General features: G+C 32.1%; 17 protein-coding genes. 13 read left to right on the plus strand and 4 right to left on the minus strand.

The features are described from left to right. Nucleotides 1-6 precede the first annotated feature (6 nt). Nucleotides 7-1,248, minus strand: a complete 1,242-nt coding sequence (locus NCCP28_RS17230; protein ID WP_248562646.1) for a hypothetical protein — start codon at nucleotides 1,246-1,248, stop codon at nucleotides 7-9. 245 nt (nucleotides 1,249-1,493) lie between these two features. Here NCCP28_RS17230 and NCCP28_RS17235 point away from each other — a divergent pair, with 245 nt between their 5' ends. The 12 genes from NCCP28_RS17235 (at nucleotide 1,494) to lgt (ending at nucleotide 12,585) form a co-directional block, all read left to right on the plus strand. Next, complete coding sequence (locus NCCP28_RS17235; protein ID WP_016204447.1) at nucleotides 1,494-1,853, plus strand: hypothetical protein; 360 nt, start codon at nucleotides 1,494-1,496, stop codon at nucleotides 1,851-1,853. A gap of 157 nt (nucleotides 1,854-2,010) precedes the next feature. Beyond that, nucleotides 2,011-2,592 carry a YdhK family protein gene (locus NCCP28_RS17240; protein ID WP_248562696.1) on the plus strand — a complete coding sequence of 194 codons (582 nt, stop codon included), beginning with the start codon at nucleotides 2,011-2,013 and terminating at the stop codon, nucleotides 2,590-2,592. A 61-nt stretch (nucleotides 2,593-2,653) separates the two neighbouring features. Further along, nucleotides 2,654-3,271, plus strand: coding sequence for an NAD(P)/FAD-dependent oxidoreductase (locus NCCP28_RS17245; RefSeq protein WP_182104100.1), 618 nt, complete (start codon nucleotides 2,654-2,656; stop codon nucleotides 3,269-3,271). Nucleotides 3,272-3,402: 131 nt separating this feature from the next. After that, nucleotides 3,403-4,119 carry a YwmB family TATA-box binding protein gene (locus tag NCCP28_RS17250; protein ID WP_016204444.1) on the plus strand — a complete coding sequence of 239 codons (717 nt, stop codon included), beginning with the start codon at nucleotides 3,403-3,405 and terminating at the stop codon, nucleotides 4,117-4,119. A 152-nt stretch (nucleotides 4,120-4,271) separates the two neighbouring features. Next, nucleotides 4,272-5,378, plus strand: a complete 1,107-nt coding sequence (spoIIP, locus tag NCCP28_RS17255; protein WP_182103157.1) for a stage II sporulation protein P — start codon at nucleotides 4,272-4,274, stop codon at nucleotides 5,376-5,378. A 124-nt stretch (nucleotides 5,379-5,502) separates the two neighbouring features. Then, nucleotides 5,503-5,883 (plus strand): hypothetical protein, encoded by a 381-nt coding sequence (locus NCCP28_RS17260; protein WP_182103156.1) that lies wholly within the window; start codon nucleotides 5,503-5,505, stop codon nucleotides 5,881-5,883. Between the two features lie 235 nt (nucleotides 5,884-6,118). Then, entirely contained in the window at nucleotides 6,119-6,460 is a 342-nt protein-coding gene (locus NCCP28_RS17265) for a metal-sensitive transcriptional regulator (RefSeq protein ID WP_016204441.1), read from the plus strand. A 15-nt stretch (nucleotides 6,461-6,475) separates the two neighbouring features. Next, a complete protein-coding gene (gene copZ, locus NCCP28_RS17270; RefSeq protein ID WP_182103155.1) occupies nucleotides 6,476-6,682 on the plus strand; it encodes a copper chaperone CopZ in 207 nt (68 codons plus the stop codon). A gap of 173 nt (nucleotides 6,683-6,855) precedes the next feature. Further along, on the plus strand, nucleotides 6,856-9,294 hold the full coding sequence (locus NCCP28_RS17275) for a heavy metal translocating P-type ATPase (RefSeq protein WP_182103154.1): 2,439 nt from the start codon (nucleotides 6,856-6,858) through the stop codon (nucleotides 9,292-9,294). 217 nt (nucleotides 9,295-9,511) lie between these two features. Continuing rightward, entirely contained in the window at nucleotides 9,512-11,068 is a 1,557-nt protein-coding gene (locus tag NCCP28_RS17280) for a multicopper oxidase family protein (protein WP_182103153.1), read from the plus strand. 91 nt (nucleotides 11,069-11,159) lie between these two features. Further along, on the plus strand, nucleotides 11,160-11,744 hold the full coding sequence (lhaT, locus tag NCCP28_RS17285; protein ID WP_248562647.1) for a lipoprotein heptaprenylglyceryl N-acetyltransferase LhaT: 585 nt from the start codon (nucleotides 11,160-11,162) through the stop codon (nucleotides 11,742-11,744). A 40-nt stretch (nucleotides 11,745-11,784) separates the two neighbouring features. Then, nucleotides 11,785-12,585, plus strand: coding sequence for a prolipoprotein diacylglyceryl transferase (gene lgt, locus NCCP28_RS17290; protein WP_220459912.1), 801 nt, complete (start codon nucleotides 11,785-11,787; stop codon nucleotides 12,583-12,585). Between the two features lie 86 nt (nucleotides 12,586-12,671). On the opposite strand, the gene NCCP28_RS17295 is transcribed toward lgt, so the two are convergent. From NCCP28_RS17295 to NCCP28_RS17305, 3 genes are read right to left on the minus strand one after another with little or no spacing between them, the layout of a single operon-like run. Further along, nucleotides 12,672-13,241 carry a VTT domain-containing protein gene (locus tag NCCP28_RS17295; protein WP_248562648.1) on the minus strand — a complete coding sequence of 190 codons (570 nt, stop codon included), beginning with the start codon at nucleotides 13,239-13,241 and terminating at the stop codon, nucleotides 12,672-12,674. Then, entirely contained in the window at nucleotides 13,238-13,921 is a 684-nt protein-coding gene (locus tag NCCP28_RS17300) for a response regulator transcription factor (RefSeq protein ID WP_248562649.1), read from the minus strand. Before NCCP28_RS17300 ends, NCCP28_RS17295 begins: the two co-directional genes overlap by 4 nt. Then, a complete protein-coding gene (locus NCCP28_RS17305) occupies nucleotides 13,918-15,300 on the minus strand; it encodes a sensor histidine kinase (RefSeq protein ID WP_248562650.1) in 1,383 nt (460 codons plus the stop codon). The genes NCCP28_RS17300 and NCCP28_RS17305 overlap by 4 nt, the downstream gene beginning before the upstream one ends. 264 nt (nucleotides 15,301-15,564) lie before the next feature. Between NCCP28_RS17305 and NCCP28_RS17310 the strand changes: the two genes are divergently transcribed. After that, nucleotides 15,565-16,830 (plus strand): murein hydrolase activator EnvC family protein, encoded by a 1,266-nt coding sequence (locus NCCP28_RS17310; protein WP_248562651.1) that lies wholly within the window; start codon nucleotides 15,565-15,567, stop codon nucleotides 16,828-16,830. Nucleotides 16,831-16,844 lie beyond the last annotated feature (14 nt).

The raw sequence follows: 16,844 nt of genomic DNA on the forward strand, positions 1-16,844 counted from the left end.
TATGATTTAGTTTGATATCTTATCGAATACAGAAATATTAACTCCAAACTTACACATAGCTTCACAGTCTTCTCTTAAATCCGAGAATAGAATATAAGAAATTTTACACATACTGTCATGTTGGAAGGATGGTCTTAATAATTGTGCTTTAATTTCTTTTTTTCTTTTATTTGGAGCAATTAAATAAAATCTGGACTTATCATTGTTAAAGGACATAGACAAATCCTGTAGGCGTAAAATTCCAGAGTATATAGACGTGGACTTTTCTACTTCAAATGCACCTATAACTTTATTTTCACTATTAAGCCATAGAACATCGATAAAAGAAATCGTTTCACTAACAGCACTTGAAATTGTTTCTAAGTTTAAATGGGGAATAGAAAAGTTGCCTAATTTATATCCTTTCCATTCTCTTTTATGGTCATTTTTTGCTATCCACACATTATAACCAAGAGTCGTCCCTATTTTAGCTAAATAATATTGCATTTCAGTATGTTCATTCTCTTCGGCTAATTCCTTTTGAATTTCTTCATGTCTTTTTTTTAGCTTTTTATTAACTTTATCTATATCCTGTAAAAGTAGAGTGTGGTTTTCTTGAATAACTTGTCTGCCAGAACCTATCTCATATAGTAATCCTGCTAGTGCACCTAAATCTTTTGATAGGACTAGGTTATGGTTATTATTATACTCCATCATAATTTCCCGCATCGTTAAATAATCTTCCCATGATCCTAATTTAATTTTTTGTTTGAATATCATATTAAAACCTTTAACAATGCTAGTGTTGAAAGGCGGGAAAATAGTAGGGTGAAGAAAATATAAAATATTACCTACTGCAGGACCTAGTCCTTTTATATTTTTTTCTTGAAGTTTCATAATATTATAGATTAATTGTTTTTCTTGATTATAGAGCAATGTTTCCTTTAAAAATTGACCAAAGGCTTTTTTATTATCTTCATTTTCATAAATATCAGGTATTCTTAACTTTGGCTTCCAATAAAAAGCATGAGCTGCGCCCTCAAAGATTTGCTTTTGTTCCGCAATTGCTGAAATAGCTACCTCAAGGGATGAACCCTTAAAATCACAAGGAAATGTGTTATTCTCTATTTCCTTAATAACTACTTTTATAGCATTTTTTATCGTACGAAATGCCTTTAGTCTATCGTTGTTATTTATAAACCAGGTTTGGTAAACAGATTCTGGGTCATTTTTATATTCATCGATTGCTTTAAGTAAAGTAAAAGTCATAATATAACTCCTTTATAAATAAAAATTTAGACTCTTTGATTGAATCCTCTAATGGTTAACAAATTTGTTTTCGGTAATTCTTAGCATTAAAGGCTAATAAAAGCTTTTCATGAAACTGTACCTATTTTAAATTCCATAGTGTAAATGGGACATTAATAAACATATAATATATGTAACATTATGTGGTGAAAAATTTTTTTAAACATTTCCAAAAAACCTAATTAATTAAGAGGTGTGGGTCAAATATGTGCTTAACAAACAATTTTGTTGAAGAACAGGCTTATAAAGTAAGTAAAACGATAAAGGAAAGTTCCATATATAAATTTGACCGAGTAATCTACTCAAATAACAACATAGATGTCTTCCTAGATTCTAATTGGGATGAAAAGTCCCTTATTACGAATGTTGTCTTGAAAGATAACTACGATCAAGAATACGTAATAAAGCCAAATCAAAATGGAATGAAATTTGCAAAAGGAGAAATTTCCTTTAAGAAATATACAAAGCTACAAAGGAAAGAAGATACACAAGGAATTTGGGCTTTTATTTTTTCAGTCGTTCCATTATTGCTCTTATTTAGTATTATAAGAATGTTCCTGATTTAAGATATATTAAATTTCTGCATATTTTTTGCATTTTTTCTTTGTAAAATAGGGGAAAATAAAATAGGAAGGAGCAGAAACAGTCAATATACCAATAAATATTTTTCATATTTTTATGAGGAACATCTAATTGTTGAACAAGAAAAAAAGGAGAATTCAAATGAAGAAAAAAACTTTCATGAAAAGCAGTCTAATCTTAACACTATTGGTCTTATTATTAGCTGCTTGTTCAAACAATAACAACGAAAATAGCTCAAACAAAAGTGAAGAGGGAATGGATATGTCTTCTCATGATATGGAAGGCATGGATATGTCGGGTTCAGGAGAAGTTCCTGAGGGTCTAAAAGTCGCTGAAAATCCTAAATATGAGGTTGGAAGTAATGCAATAATCAATGCAGACCATATGAAAGGTATGGATGGAGCAGAAGCGACAATCGTAGGTGCTTACGATACAATTGTTTACACAATTTCATATACTCCAACAACCGGTGGAGAAAAAGTAACAAATCATAAATGGGTAACTCAAGAGGAAATTGAAGACGCTGGAGATGAAGCAATTGAGCCAGGTACAGAAGTTATAGTCAACGCAGACCATATGGAAGGCATGAAGGGGGCAAAGGCTACAATCGATTCAGCAGAAAAAACAACGGTTTATATGGTAGATTATACCCCAACCACAGGTGGAGAAAAAGTAACGAACCACCAATGGATTACGGAAAGTGAATTATCTCCAGTAGAATAATAAAAAAGGCTATCTTTTGGTAGCCTTTTTTACATTTATAATAATGTGGGAGTTGGAAAATATGAGCGTTGAAAAGATAAAAATTGCAGTCAACGGTGGTATCCAGTTTGGAGCTAAATTAAATGCAAAACAATTAGCGCTTTTGGCTAAATATTTAGATGAGGATCAAGAGGTAGAATTAACTACCTTTCAACAAATATACTTGGAGATTCCCCAAAGTAATGCTACTGAAATTATGCAGGAATTTAGACTGAGTGGATTAAGTTGTTATCCTGTAGGTAATTATGTAAAAAGCTTACGTACATGTAATTTTTGTAAAGGGTCTGAGGAAGAAGGGATGCCTATAGCACAGGAATTGAACAGAATAATTGCAGGGAGAGAGGTACCATTTACCTTAAAAGCTGCATATACTGGTTGTCCTGTTGGTTGTGGTGAACCATTAGTTAACGATATAGGAATAATGAAAATAAAAGATACTTACTCCCTCTATATAGGAGGTAAAGCAACTGGAAAAGATGCAGAAATAGGAACATTATTAATGAAGGAACTTTCACCAGAGGAAATATATAGAAAGGTTGAGGAAATATTAGAATTATATATTAATGAAGGAAAGAAAAGAGAAAAGTTTTATAAATTTGTTAACCGAATTGGAATAGATCAGATCAAAGAACGTCTTTGATAGAAAAGGTAATAGAGCGACTCTATTACCTTTTTTATATTTTTCTAGTTTACTTAATTTTATAGATTAAAAGATATTAAGGTATAAAAGTAATTAATATAGGACACTATGAAACTAAAGGGGGATATTTTATGAAGAAAACAATTATCTATATAACTGCTTCTGTCCTTTTAATTTCTTTATTTTTTTATTTTAATTATAAGGTTTCTGGAAAAGAGGATAAATTATTAAAAACCATAGTTAATCTTCAATCAATTAATGCTGATATTTCTCAATGGTCTATCTACACGAAAAAAGAAAAGAAGAGTAATACTTCATTAAATATATATTATCAAAGAGAATCTGAATTAAAGAAAAAATATCAACAGTTTAATTGGGAAGTTGAGAAAGATAAAAATCATCATATTAAGTTAACTGGTACATTAAAAGACCAAAATATCCAGCAGTTAATTACCTTAACTGCATATAATGAAAATGATAAATATAACATTTTAGAAACTTATAGTTATAAAAGCACAGATTGGAATAAAGAGGAATACCAAAATGTTTTGAAATCACTAGATGAGAAAGAAAACTACTTTTTTACTGTTAAGGCTTTAGTAAGAAAGAAAGAAAATATTAAACAAATTTCAACGCTACTTTTGAAAAAATTTACAGCAAACTCTATTGAAAAATTAGTTGAAGATGATTTTGTTTCAATTACTGCTTATAACAAGTCGTGGAAGGATTATTTATCTAGTAATAAAAAAAACAAATTTAACATTCAATTTGGTATAAGGACAAATAAAGAGCTTCAAGACACTTATAATTTAACAATTGGAAGCCCTATTATAACAGAAGAATATTGAAACTTTTAAAAATGGCTACCATAATGAGTAGCCATTTTTTATATAATCTTTAAAATACCTGTCTCTTTGAATGTGCAGAAAACATGCAGACTACTGATGAAACTATTACATATAAATATGTAGATACCACTATCAAATAGGGAGGTCAAATTATGATACGAATATTAAATGGTTATCTACTAGCTATTATTATTGTCATGTATTTTAGTATTTTCCTAATAAATTATCTGAAATCAGATATAAAACTTTCATCAGACATTGTTTCTGTTTCTACTAAGCAACTAGATGCAGATATTCTTTCTTCTTTATTTGAAATTGGACAGTTTCAACTATCAGATGTTAACGAAGAAATTAAAAAACCATCTATTTTAAACGGCGTAGTTTGGCTTACTTCAAATATTTGGCCTGAAGATATAAGGACTTTTTTAGGAAGAGAATTAGTAGGATTTTCGCAATTTAATACTGAGATAGCTATTGCAGGGAAAGGGACTAATCTAGCAACGCTACCAATAGAGTCTCCGCCTCCTAATGAGGATATTCTTACAAATGAAAATAATAGCAGTTCCAATGAAGACAAAATAGAATCTCCAAAGAACGAAGCTTCTAATAAAAATGTTGTATATATATACCATTCTCATAGTTGGGAAGCATTTTTACCACAACTTTCAGGTATTACAGATCCAAATCAGGCGTCTAGTTTGGACGAAAAGAAAAATGTAATCCAAGTGGGTACCCAATTGCAAAATGAATTATTAGAGAGGGGGATAGGAGCTGAACATAGTACTACCAATGTAACAGCAGAACTTAAAAAAAAGGGTTGGAGTTACGCTCAATCCTATAGTTTAACAAGAGAAATCGTCCAAGAAGCTACTACTAAGGAAAAGTCTTTAGTTTATCTTATTGATATACATAGGGATTCACAGGCAAGAAAGATTACTACGTTAGAGTTTAATGGTATTGAATATGCAAGATTATTCTTTGTAGTTGGAAAGGAAAATAAAAACTATGAACGAAATCTCAAATTGGCAAAAGATCTAAATGAAAGATTAGAAAATGATATTCCTGGAATTAGTAGGGGAGTCTTTGTGAAAAGTAAAGATGAAGGGAATGGGGTATATAATCAAGATTTATCAAGTAATTCTATCCTCTTAGAATTTGGAGGGGTGGATAATAAGCAGCAGGAACTTTTCAACACGGTTGATGAATTTGCCGAGGTGTTTAGTGAGTATTATAGAGAAGTAGAGGAAGTAAATAATTAATTAGCTTTTAGTAGCTAGTTGGTTACTGTAAAACACTTTATTTTGTGTTAGATAAAAAATCCACACTTTCTTCAATGTTTTAATCTATATTAAGCAAGTAAAATAATCGAATGGAGTAAAGAGAATGAAAGTTAAACGGGTAATAATAACAACACTTCTTTCATTTATCATCATTATCTTAGCAGGATGTATGTCCACTCTAAGTGAAAAAACAAATACAGCAGTTAATAGTGAAGAAAAATTAAAGGAAGTAGTTCTTATAAGTGACAATAAAAAGACAAGTAAAAATTGGAATCTGGTTGATATTCCAGATAAAATAGAGATACCCAATAATAACAAGGATGTACAGATTTATGAAGAGGAAGTAGGACATTCAGTATATAATGGAATTTTTGTCAATTTCATGGATGCAAAAGATTTAAACGGTTTTAGTAATATATTAATCGGATACCATCACAAGGAAATTTGTTTGACATCAGAATTAAATGCACATACTAATGTTTAACAATAAAATTTAATGAAAGGGTACGCTTTAAACGGTTTTCAGAGCGTACTTTTTTATATATTATCCACTTAAATGCTTTGTATATTGCATATGTATTTGAATTTTTTTAGCAAAAATACATGATTGTTAAACATAATAATTAGTAAACAGAGAAGAAAAAAGGAAAAATTTAAATTTAGGCTTTACATAGGATACGGGGGTATACTATAATGTGCTTGTGGAGGTGAAATAGTTAATGGCATCCGTTTTAGATAATGATGAATCTTTAGAGGAAACTCATTGTTCCACTTCAAGTGAGCGAAAAAGCCATCACTCCAATAAGGTTAAACAAAATCTTATCACCAGGTTAAATCGGATTGAAGGTCAAATACGAGGTATAAAAGGATTAATAGAGAAAGATACTTATTGTGATGATGTTATAACTCAAATTTCTGCGACACAAGCAGCTATGAATAGTGTTGCAAAAATTTTACTTGAGGGCCATTTGAAAGAGTGTGTTGTTGAGCGTATTCAAGAAGGTGACCTAGAAGTAGTAGATGAAGTATTAATTACAATACAAAAATTAATGAAAAAGTAAAAGGAGAAGATAAATATGGAAAAAGTAACTTTAAATGTTCAAGGTATGTCTTGTAATCATTGCGTTAACTCAATTGAAGGCAATTTAGGTAAGCTCAATGGTGTATCAAATGTAAAAGTTGACCTTGGAACCGGAACTGTTCTTGTAGAGTTTGATAAAGAAGTATTAACATTAGATAAAATTAAGGAAACAATCGATGATCAAGGTTATGATGTACAATAATGCAACAAGGGCGAACGTTTTAAAATAACGGTTGCCCTCTCTTTATAAAACATTTATACCCCCGTAGGGTATAAATGTTTTATGACAAATTAAATAAGAATATAAACTCTAGTTTGTGTAACATTAAGAAAATGTTTGATAACGGTAAATCGAAAGTTATAGGAGGGTATAAAATGGAAACAGATAATCGCTCATTAGCACAGCCTAAACCTAATACTAATGATAATGAAAGTGTTTCACTAAATATTACTGGAATGACATGTGCTGCATGTGCTACTAGAATCGAAAAAAACATATCAAAAGTGCAAGGTGTTCAAAAAGCAAATGTAAATCTTGCTACTGAAAAGGCAGCAGTGACCTATAATCCTTCGCAAGTATCAATTGAAGAGATAATTGAAAAAGTTAACAAAACAGGGTATGGGGTTGAACAAGAAAAAGTAAATTTAAATATTATAGGTATGACATGCGCTGCATGTGCTACTCGTATTGAGAAAGTATTGAATAAGGTAGACGGAGTAAAAAATGCTAATGTTAACCTCGCTACAGAGAAAGCTAGTGTTGAATATATCCCTGGAAGTACCAATGTAGATCAATTAGTTAATATGGTAAGGAAAGCTGGCTACGATGCAAAATTAGTTAGTGAAAATGAAGGAGATTATGAACAGAGTACTCGAGAAAAAGCTTATAGAAAGCAAAAAATAAAATTTATTGTTGGTGCCATTTTATCCATACCTTTTTTAGTCATGATGATATCAGATTTTATGATGGAGTACGGAAATGGAGGGTTCTTTCACTTAAATCCTTGGATTCAATTTTTACTAGCCACTGTAGTTCAATTTTATGTTGGGGGTCATTATTACCGCGATGCTTATAACTCAGTTCGGGGAGGTAGTGCTAATATGGCTGTCCTAGTAGTACTAGGAACGTCTGCAGCCTATTTATACAGTTTAGTTGTTACTATAATGGGAACTGGGCAATATCTTTATTTTGAAGCAGCAGCTATAGTTATGACTCTAATTGTATTAGGAAAGCTACTTGAAATAAGGGCTAAAGGTCAAACCTCAGAAGCCATAAAAAAATTAATGGGTTTACAGGCAAAAACGGCTAGAGTTATTCGAAATGGTGTAGAAATAGATATACCACTAGAAGATGTTCAAACAGGAGAACTTATTATTGTTCGGGTAGGCGAAAAAATACCAGTTGACGGAATAATTATAGAAGGAAATACAACAGTTGATGAATCCATGTTAACAGGGGAAAGTATGCCTGTAGGTAAAAAAGCTGGGGATAATGTTATTGGTGCCACTATGAATAAACATGGTTCATTTAAATTCCAGGCAACGAAAGTTGGGAAAGATACTGCCCTTTCTCAAATTGTTAAGCTAGTAGAAGAAGCTCAAGGATCCAAAGCGCCAATTCAGCAAGTTGCAGATAAAATTTCAGCAGTATTTGTTCCTATTGTCATTGTGATAGCTCTAGCTACTTTTGGTATTACATTCGCACTTGTTGGATTTACCCCGGCTTTAGTTAGTACTATTGCTGTACTTGTTATTGCATGTCCGTGTGCATTGGGATTAGCAACGCCAACTGCTGTTATGGTAGGTACTGGTAAAGGTGCTGAAAATGGACTACTTATAAAAGGTGCTGAACACCTTCAAAACTCACAGCGAGTAACAACTGTAGTGTTAGATAAAACCGGTACTATTACTAAGGGTGAACCTGATGTAACAGATATTGTTCCTTACGGTAACCTTTCTAAAGATGAAATATTACAAATTGCTGCAACTGCTGAAAAAGGTTCGGAACATCCACTTGGAGAGGCAATTGTTAACAGTGCAACAGAAAAAGGAATAGATTTATTAAAAGCTAACAATTTTAATGCTATTCCAGGGCATGGGATTGAAGTTAGTATCAATAATCAAAACATATTAATCGGTAATAAAAAGCTTATGGCCCAAAATAATGTAAATATTAATGCTTCTATTGATACTATGGAAAAATTCGAAGGTGAAGGAAAAACTGCTATGCTTATGGCTATTGATGACAGTCTAGCAGCCATAATTGCTGTAGCAGATACTGTTAAAGAAACATCCTCGGATGCCATTAAGGCTTTAAAGAAATTAGGAATTGAAGTCATAATGATTACGGGGGACAATCGACTTACAGCAGAAGCAATTGCCAACCAGGTTGGTGTAGACCGAGTGCTTGCAGAAGTTCTGCCAGAAGATAAATCTGCCGAGGTAGAAAAACTAAAGAAAGAAGGAAAAGTTGTTGCGATGGTTGGAGATGGAATTAATGATGCTCCGGCACTTGCTGCTGCTGATGTAGGAATTGCAATTGGAACTGGTACAGACGTTGCAATGGAGGCAGCGGACATTACGCTAATGCGCGGGGATTTAATGGGGATAGTCGATATAATTCTTCTGTCCAAATCAACGATGAGAAAAATACGCCAGAATTTGTTTTGGGCATTTGCATATAATATCATCCTCATACCGGTTGCAGCCATTGGATTATTAAATCCAATACTCGCCGGTGGTGCTATGGCTTTTAGCTCCGTGTCCGTTGTAGGAAATACATTATTTCTTCGCAAATGGAGACCTATTAGATAAATAAATGGATAAAAACAACCTGCAAATAATCTGCAGGTTGTTTGTTTTATTTAGGGGCAACTACTGTTGCATTTTTGTTGCTGTTTTATATTTCTACCTTTACATTCTAGTTATTGTTAGACTATAACTTCTAAAATTTATGAACTTTTGTTCATATAAAATGCATAAAATCTTCAATTATTTTTAATATCATAATTCATGAAAGTGAGGAGAGAGTATGAAATTAAAAATACTAGCATTAATTGGATTCCTATTATTAATCCTTTCAGCATGCTCAAATAAACAAAACGAGAGTATAAATCGAGCAGATGTTGAAAATCAGGCTGAGAAGATTTCTTCAGAAGAAACAACTGAGACAGAAATCTTAAAAGGGAATGAGTTTACCATTGTCGCAAAAGAGGCAACTCATCAATTAACAAAAGATATTAGTGTAGATGCTTGGACTTTTAATGGTTCGGTACCAGGTTCTCAAATTCGTGTAAAGCAAGGGGAAAAAGTAAAAATCAACTTGATAAATGAACTTCCCGACCCTGTAACTATACATTGGCACGGTATTGTTCTACCAAATAATATGGATGGTATACCTGGAGTTACTCAAAATGCTGTACAACCAGGTGAGACATTTACTTATGAGTTTACACCTCAAACTCCTGGTACTTATATGTATCACACTCATCAAGACGGTGTTAATCAACTTGATAAAGGTCTATATGGTGCCTTAATTGTTGAACCCAAAGAAAAAACATACGATCGTGATTATACGTTAATGCTCGACGAATGGATGAGTAATCCAGAGGAAGGTATGGATATGAGCGATATGGAAGGTATGGACATGGGTGAAAGTGATGAAATGGAAGGTATGGATATGGATTCGAGTAATGATGGCGCAAGCATGACGATGGATGATATGAGCGCATATGACATCTTTACAATCAATGGGAAAAGTGGTGAGAGTATTGAGCCTTTAAAATTGAAGGAGGGTGAGACGGTAAGACTCCGTTTAGCTAATATCGGGTATATGACACACAAAATGCATTTGCATGGTCAGAAATTTAAGGTAGTTGCGGTTGATGGGCAAGAAATAGAAAACCCTGAAGTAATAGAAAATCAGTTAATCTCTATATCGCCAGGTGAACGGTATGATATTGAGTTTGTAGCAGATAACCCAGGAGAATGGTATCTGGAGTGTCATGGAAATATGGAAGGAACAGCTGGAATGAAAGTGAAATTACAATATGAAGGTAGTTCCTTATCTACAGACAAACCGAATCAGGATATAGAACTTCCAGAGTTCACATACACAAATTATGGTTCTTCAAAAGACGGTAAGTTCACTCTAAATCAGAAGTATGATGTTGAATATACAATGAACCTAAATACAGAAGTATTAGATAATAATATGGCTTACACAATTAATGGAAAAGCTTTCCCTAATACAGAAAATATTATGGTTAAAGAAGGTGACCTTGTAAAAGTAAAGATTGTCAATAACTCTAATGGTGAAGACCATCCTATGCATTTACATGGTACATCTTTTCAAATTTTAAGTAAAAACGGTAAAAAACTTGAGGGTGCATCAATTGTTAAAGATACTGTAAATCTAGAACCCGGTGATGAGTATGAGATAGCTTTCAAAGCTGATAACCCTGGGAATTGGCTATTCCATTGCCATGATTTACATCATGCTTCTGCAGGTATGGTAACAATGGTTAAATATAAAGGATTTCAGCCTAATTTTACTCCAGATGAAAATGCTAATAATCAGCCAGAATAAATGATATAAAACAGGGTAAAATGCGGCCTTTAAAAGGCCGCATTTTACTGCTAATTAATGATAATAACCTATTGGAAAGGAAGTGAATCATTTGAATTTTACTTTAATACTTACAAATAGAAAGGTATTGTTTATTCTGTTAGCTGTTAATATTATAGGCACGTTATATGGATTTATATGGTATGGAGGCCAACTATCAGTTACACCTAATAAATATCTAATTTTTGTTCCTGATAGCCCAACAGCTAGTTTGTTTTTTGTTTTTGTATTAATTGCTTTATTTTTGAAAACTAATTTACCTCTGTTTGAGGCACTAGCTATAGTAACACTAATGAAATATGGAATATGGGCAGTTGTAATGAATTTATTAGTTCTGATAGAAATAGGTTATTTAGATTGGTCTAGTTACATGCTGATTTTTTCCCATGGAGCAATGGCAATCCAAGGTTTACTATATAAAAATTCCTATAAAATAAAAGGTTGGCATTTAGTAGTTGCTGCAATTTGGACTCTTCATAATGATGTGATTGATTATCTATTTAAAATGATGCCAAGATACAGCGTATTAGACAATTATATTCCGCAAATAGGCTATTTTACTTTCTGGTTAAGTGTGTTCGCAATCAGCATGACGTATTTTCTTTGTATAAGAAGGAAGAAGATACCTGAAAGTTAAAAAAATTTATTAACTAAAAATAAAAACGAGGTGAATCTTTGTGGAGAATATTCAACCGCTTAATAGAGTGGCTTTTGAGTTTGGAACTTTCACTGTCTATTGGTATGGCATAATTATTGGAGCTGGTTTACTTCTTGGTTGGATTCTTGCTACCCAAGAATCTAAAAGACAAGGACTACCTAAAGACACTTTTTCGGATCTTTTATTATGGGCTATACCTATTTCCATTCTTAGTGCGCGAATTTATTATGTTTTATTTAAGTGGGAATATTACTCAGAAAACCCAGGGGATATCATTGCAATATGGGAAGGTGGTATTGCCATACATGGAGCTATTATTGGAGGGTCATTAACTGCTTGGTTTTTTGCAAAAAAGAAAGGTTTATCCTTTTGGCAATTGGCTGATATTGCAGCGCCTAGTCTAATACTAGGTCAGGCAATAGGGCGTTGGGGGAACTTTATGAACCAGGAAGCTCACGGAGGCAAGGTTACTAGAGATTTTCTGGAGAATTTAAATTTGCCGGATATTATTATTAATCAAATGTATATTGACGGTTCATACTATCAACCCACTTTTTTGTATGAATCCTTATGGAATATTCTTGGATTTATTTTATTAATTGTTATTAGAAGAATTATTACCCTTAAAAAAGGAGAACTATTTTTAGGTTATATAATGTGGTATTCTTTTGGTAGGTTTTTTATTGAGGGGTTAAGAACGGATAGCTTAATGCTTACAGCTAACTTACGTGTTGCACAAGTAATTTCTTTGATATTCTTTATTGCCGCTGTCCTATTATTCTGGTATAGAAGAAGGAAGGAATTTAAAAAAGTGAGATAATGTAAGATGAAAAATAGGCTCCTGGTTTTCGGAAGCCTATTTTTGTTGTTTTTTATATGATAAGTGTCTTTATCTCCATTTTTAACTTATTGCTTTAATTTCCTTTTGTTTCTAAAATACTTTAAAATATATAGTAATAACAGGATTAGCGAGGTGTATATTATTGTCTCTTTCCATCCAGATGAATTGATACTGAATACCTTATTAATGGAATAAACTTCAATTAGAAGCGATGGAATTTTTCCTATTGTACTAGCTATAGTAAAAGGGATAATTCTAATGCTACTTAATGCTGCGGTTAATGTCACTGCACCCGAAGGAATAAAAGGAAGAATTCTTAACAGGATTATAAGTATTACGGCTTTAAATTCAGTTGTGCTTTGTAACTTTTTTAAGAAGTGACTTTTTTTCTTAGACTTAGTGGTAAAGCGATTTAACCCTTTACGATATAAGATAAAACTTACTATAGCACCTAATGATTCACCAATTATTGAAATAATAATTGCTAATTTTATATCAAAATAAATAATATTTATAGTAGTAAGAAAAGCACTAGGAAGAACTCCAAAAATTGCTATTATAATATTTGCAATTATAGTGACAGCGGCTATTATTATAGGATTTCCTGGTAAATACTCTATAAAGAGGTTCTTCAATCAGATTCTTTTCCAATCCACTTGTATCCTACGCCCCATACTGTTAATAAATATTCCTCTGATGGAAAACCAGCCTTCCTAAGTTTATCACGCAAGTTTCTTATATGAGAATCTATAGTTCTATCTTCTGTTTCTACCCCATGCCCCCATATGGAGTGTATAAGATGATCTCTTGTGAACACCTTATTATGGTTTTGGAGAAAAAGCTTCATGAGTGCAAATTCCTTAGGAGTAAGAGATATATTCTTCATATGATAGTGTAATTCAAAGGACTCTTGATCTAAGGTTAGACCGTCAAACTGTATTAGTTCCGACCTATTACCTTTTCTTCTTAATACTGCTTCTATTCTAGCAACAAGTTCCTCCCCATCAAAAGGTTTGGATATATAATCATCGGCCCCTGTATTTAAGCCTTTTACAACATCCTTTTTATCTGTTCTTGCAGTAAGCATTATAATTGGAGTGTCCCAGTATTTTTTTATTTCTATACATGCTTCCCAGCCATCCATTTCAGGCATCATTAAATCTAATAAAATAAGATCAACGGTATTCGATTCTAAATAAAGTAAAGCATCCATCGCAGAACTTATTTTTTTGCAATTATAGCCTAGTGGTGATAAATATAGAGCAATTAAATCAAGCATTTGCTGTTCATCATCTACAATTAAGATGCTTTTCATTTGATTTCCCCTCCAAGATTTTTAAAAGATAGAATAAATGTAGTTCCGATATTAAGCTTACTCTCCACTCTTATTGTTCCTTCTTGTGCTTGAACCAATTCTTGGACAATCGATAATCCTAGGCCATATCCACCTAGTGACCTTGTTCTTGATTTATCAACACGGTAAAAACGATTAAAAATATAAGGTAGATCTTCCTCCGGTATTCCTTTTCCATTATCCTTTATCGTTATTTCCGTTTCTTTTTTTCTGAATTTAACCATAACTTCTACTTTGCTCTTCTTTGGTGAATACTTCATAGCATTATCCAATAAGTTGAATAGAATTTGTTCCATTCTTGCTGGGTCTCCAAAGAAAGAAGTGGTTTTAGGACAAAAAATTGTTAAATCAATTTCTTTTTCTTTAAAGGCGGGAAACATTTTTATTTGTAGTTTTCCTAATAGTTCATCTAAATTTATTTGTTGTTTCTGAATGAGAAATGTATTTTTATCAATCTTGGCTAATTCAAATAAGTCCTCTATTAAAGAAGAAAGTCTATTCGATTCTTCTACAATAATTTGTAAGTACTTTTCTTTTTCTTCTTCTTCAATATTTTTTCTTAGAGAAATATCTGCGTAACCCTTTATATAAGTCAATGGTGTTCTAAGTTCATGGGAAATGCTTGCTAAAAAATCATTTCTTTCTTTCTTTAAGAAATTTAAGTCTCTAGCTAATTCTTTTATGGAAACTGCTAGTTCACCTAACTCATCATTACTTGTCCTTGGGAGATCCACTAAAAAATTACCTTTACTTATTTGATAAGTCGCTTCCTTCATCTTTACGAGTGGTTTAGTCAATGCTCTAGTAAGAAGTACAATCACAACAAAAGTTAAAAGAAGGGCAATTATACCAGCAAGAACAAAATGTTCATTTAACCTTCCAATTAAAGCATGAATGGATGCTGTTTCTTGGTACATATAGACATAACCTATTGTTTCATTTTTTTGCATTATCGGACTTAAAGTAATAATGTAAGGTTTATTTTTCCAGTCATCTTCTACAACTTTCCCCTCACTCTTTAGTTCCGTTTTTTGTTGAATTAAATATTTCTTGAAATTATCATTGTCAAATGATGTTCCCAAAACATCACCTTTTTGATTAACAATTACTACGTCTGTTAAAGCTTCTGATTCCATTAAAATAACGTGACTAATGGAATCTTCTTCAAAATGTTTCTCTAGAATATCTCTATGAGAATTACCTCTTGCTTGTAAAGCGGATAGCTCTTCCTCAATTCTCACATTAACTAAAGAACTATGAAGATAAGAAAACATAAATGCTTCTAGTCCAAAAATGATTATGAAAAATAGAATCCCTAGTTTTATGGAAAGTTTTCTCATTAGCTCACCTGATTTTTCTTATATTTTTTATAATACTGCAATTATATGAAGAAATTATGCAGGTAGTTATACCATGTAATTCACCAACCAATGTTAATAATGAATAAAGTTTTATTATGAACTTTTTAGTGGTAAATTACTCCTTGAATTTTATCAGAATATTACAATGAAATGAAATTGTAATATTTTTCATCTCCAAATTCGACAAAAAGTGATGTTATAATTTTGCTTGTTACTAGAGATTGATACAGAAAGGACATACGAATGAGTAAATTATTGATTAAGACATCTGTCATAACGTTCGGAATTGCTGCCTCATTGGCATTAACTAATACCACTTCTATTGCATTAGCATCTTCTGAGGAAGATTTACAAAATAAAAAACTCAATATACTAGAAAATCGTAGTAAAGTCCAAGATGGTTTAGAACAAGCAGAGGAAGAGCTTGATAACATAAAAACAGAACAAGATAAAATAAATGATGAGATTAAACGTTTAGATATGTTAATAACAGAAACGAATAGTAAAATACGCGAAAATGATGAAAATATAAAAAATGCAAATATAAAAATTCAAAAATTAAATGAAGAAATAAAAACTCTTAAGGAACGAATAAAACAACGCGAAGAGTTGTTAAAAGAAAGGGCTCGATCTTATCAAGAGATTGGGACTATTAACTATTTGGATGTTTTAATAGGCTCACAGAGTTTTAGTGATTTTTTAGATAGAGCGGGTGCGGTAACAACAATAATTACTGCAGATCAGGATTTAATCCAACAACATATGGATGATAAAAAAGTGTTAGAAGATAAGGAAAATGAAGCAAAAGATCTGTTAGTGAAACTTGAAAATTATGGCGAGTCTCAAAAGAAACTAAAAAGCGAATTAGATATACAAAAGAAAAATAAAGATGATATTATGCAATCTCTAAAGGACAAAGAAGAAGATTTAGAAAATGAAAAACTAAGTTTAGAAGAACAAAATTCATTACTTGATTCTCAAAAGAAAGCTATCGAAAAAGCTATAAAAATAGAATCTGAGAAGAAAACTCAAGTAGCTACTAAAAAAGAAAATGAAGCAAAAAGTACTTCTAGTAGTATTAAAGCGAACACAAATGTTTCTAAAAAGACCAAAGGGGTATGGACAACTCCAGCTCAAGGACGATTAACATCCACCCTTGGTGAAAGATGGAACAAGTTTCATGCTGGTATAGATATTGCTAACAGTGCTGATGTGCCAATTGTAGCTGCTGCTAATGGGGTTGTTAGTAGATCTTATTATTCCACAAGTTACGGTAATGTAGTCTTTATCTCTCACTCAATTAATGGTCAGGTCTATACAACTGTTTATGCGCACATGGATAGTAGAGTAGTTAAGACAGGGGAACCTGTTTCCAAAGGGCAACAAGTAGGAATTATGGGGAACACTGGACAATCTTTTGGTCAGCATTTGCATTTTGAACTTCATAAAGGTCAGTGGAATACATCCAAATCGAATGCTATTAACCCACTCGATTATATTTCAATATAAATCATCAATCCAAT

This window comes from Niallia sp. NCCP-28, assembly GCF_023168165.1.
Taxonomy (GTDB): domain Bacteria; phylum Bacillota; class Bacilli; order Bacillales; family Cytobacillaceae; genus Niallia.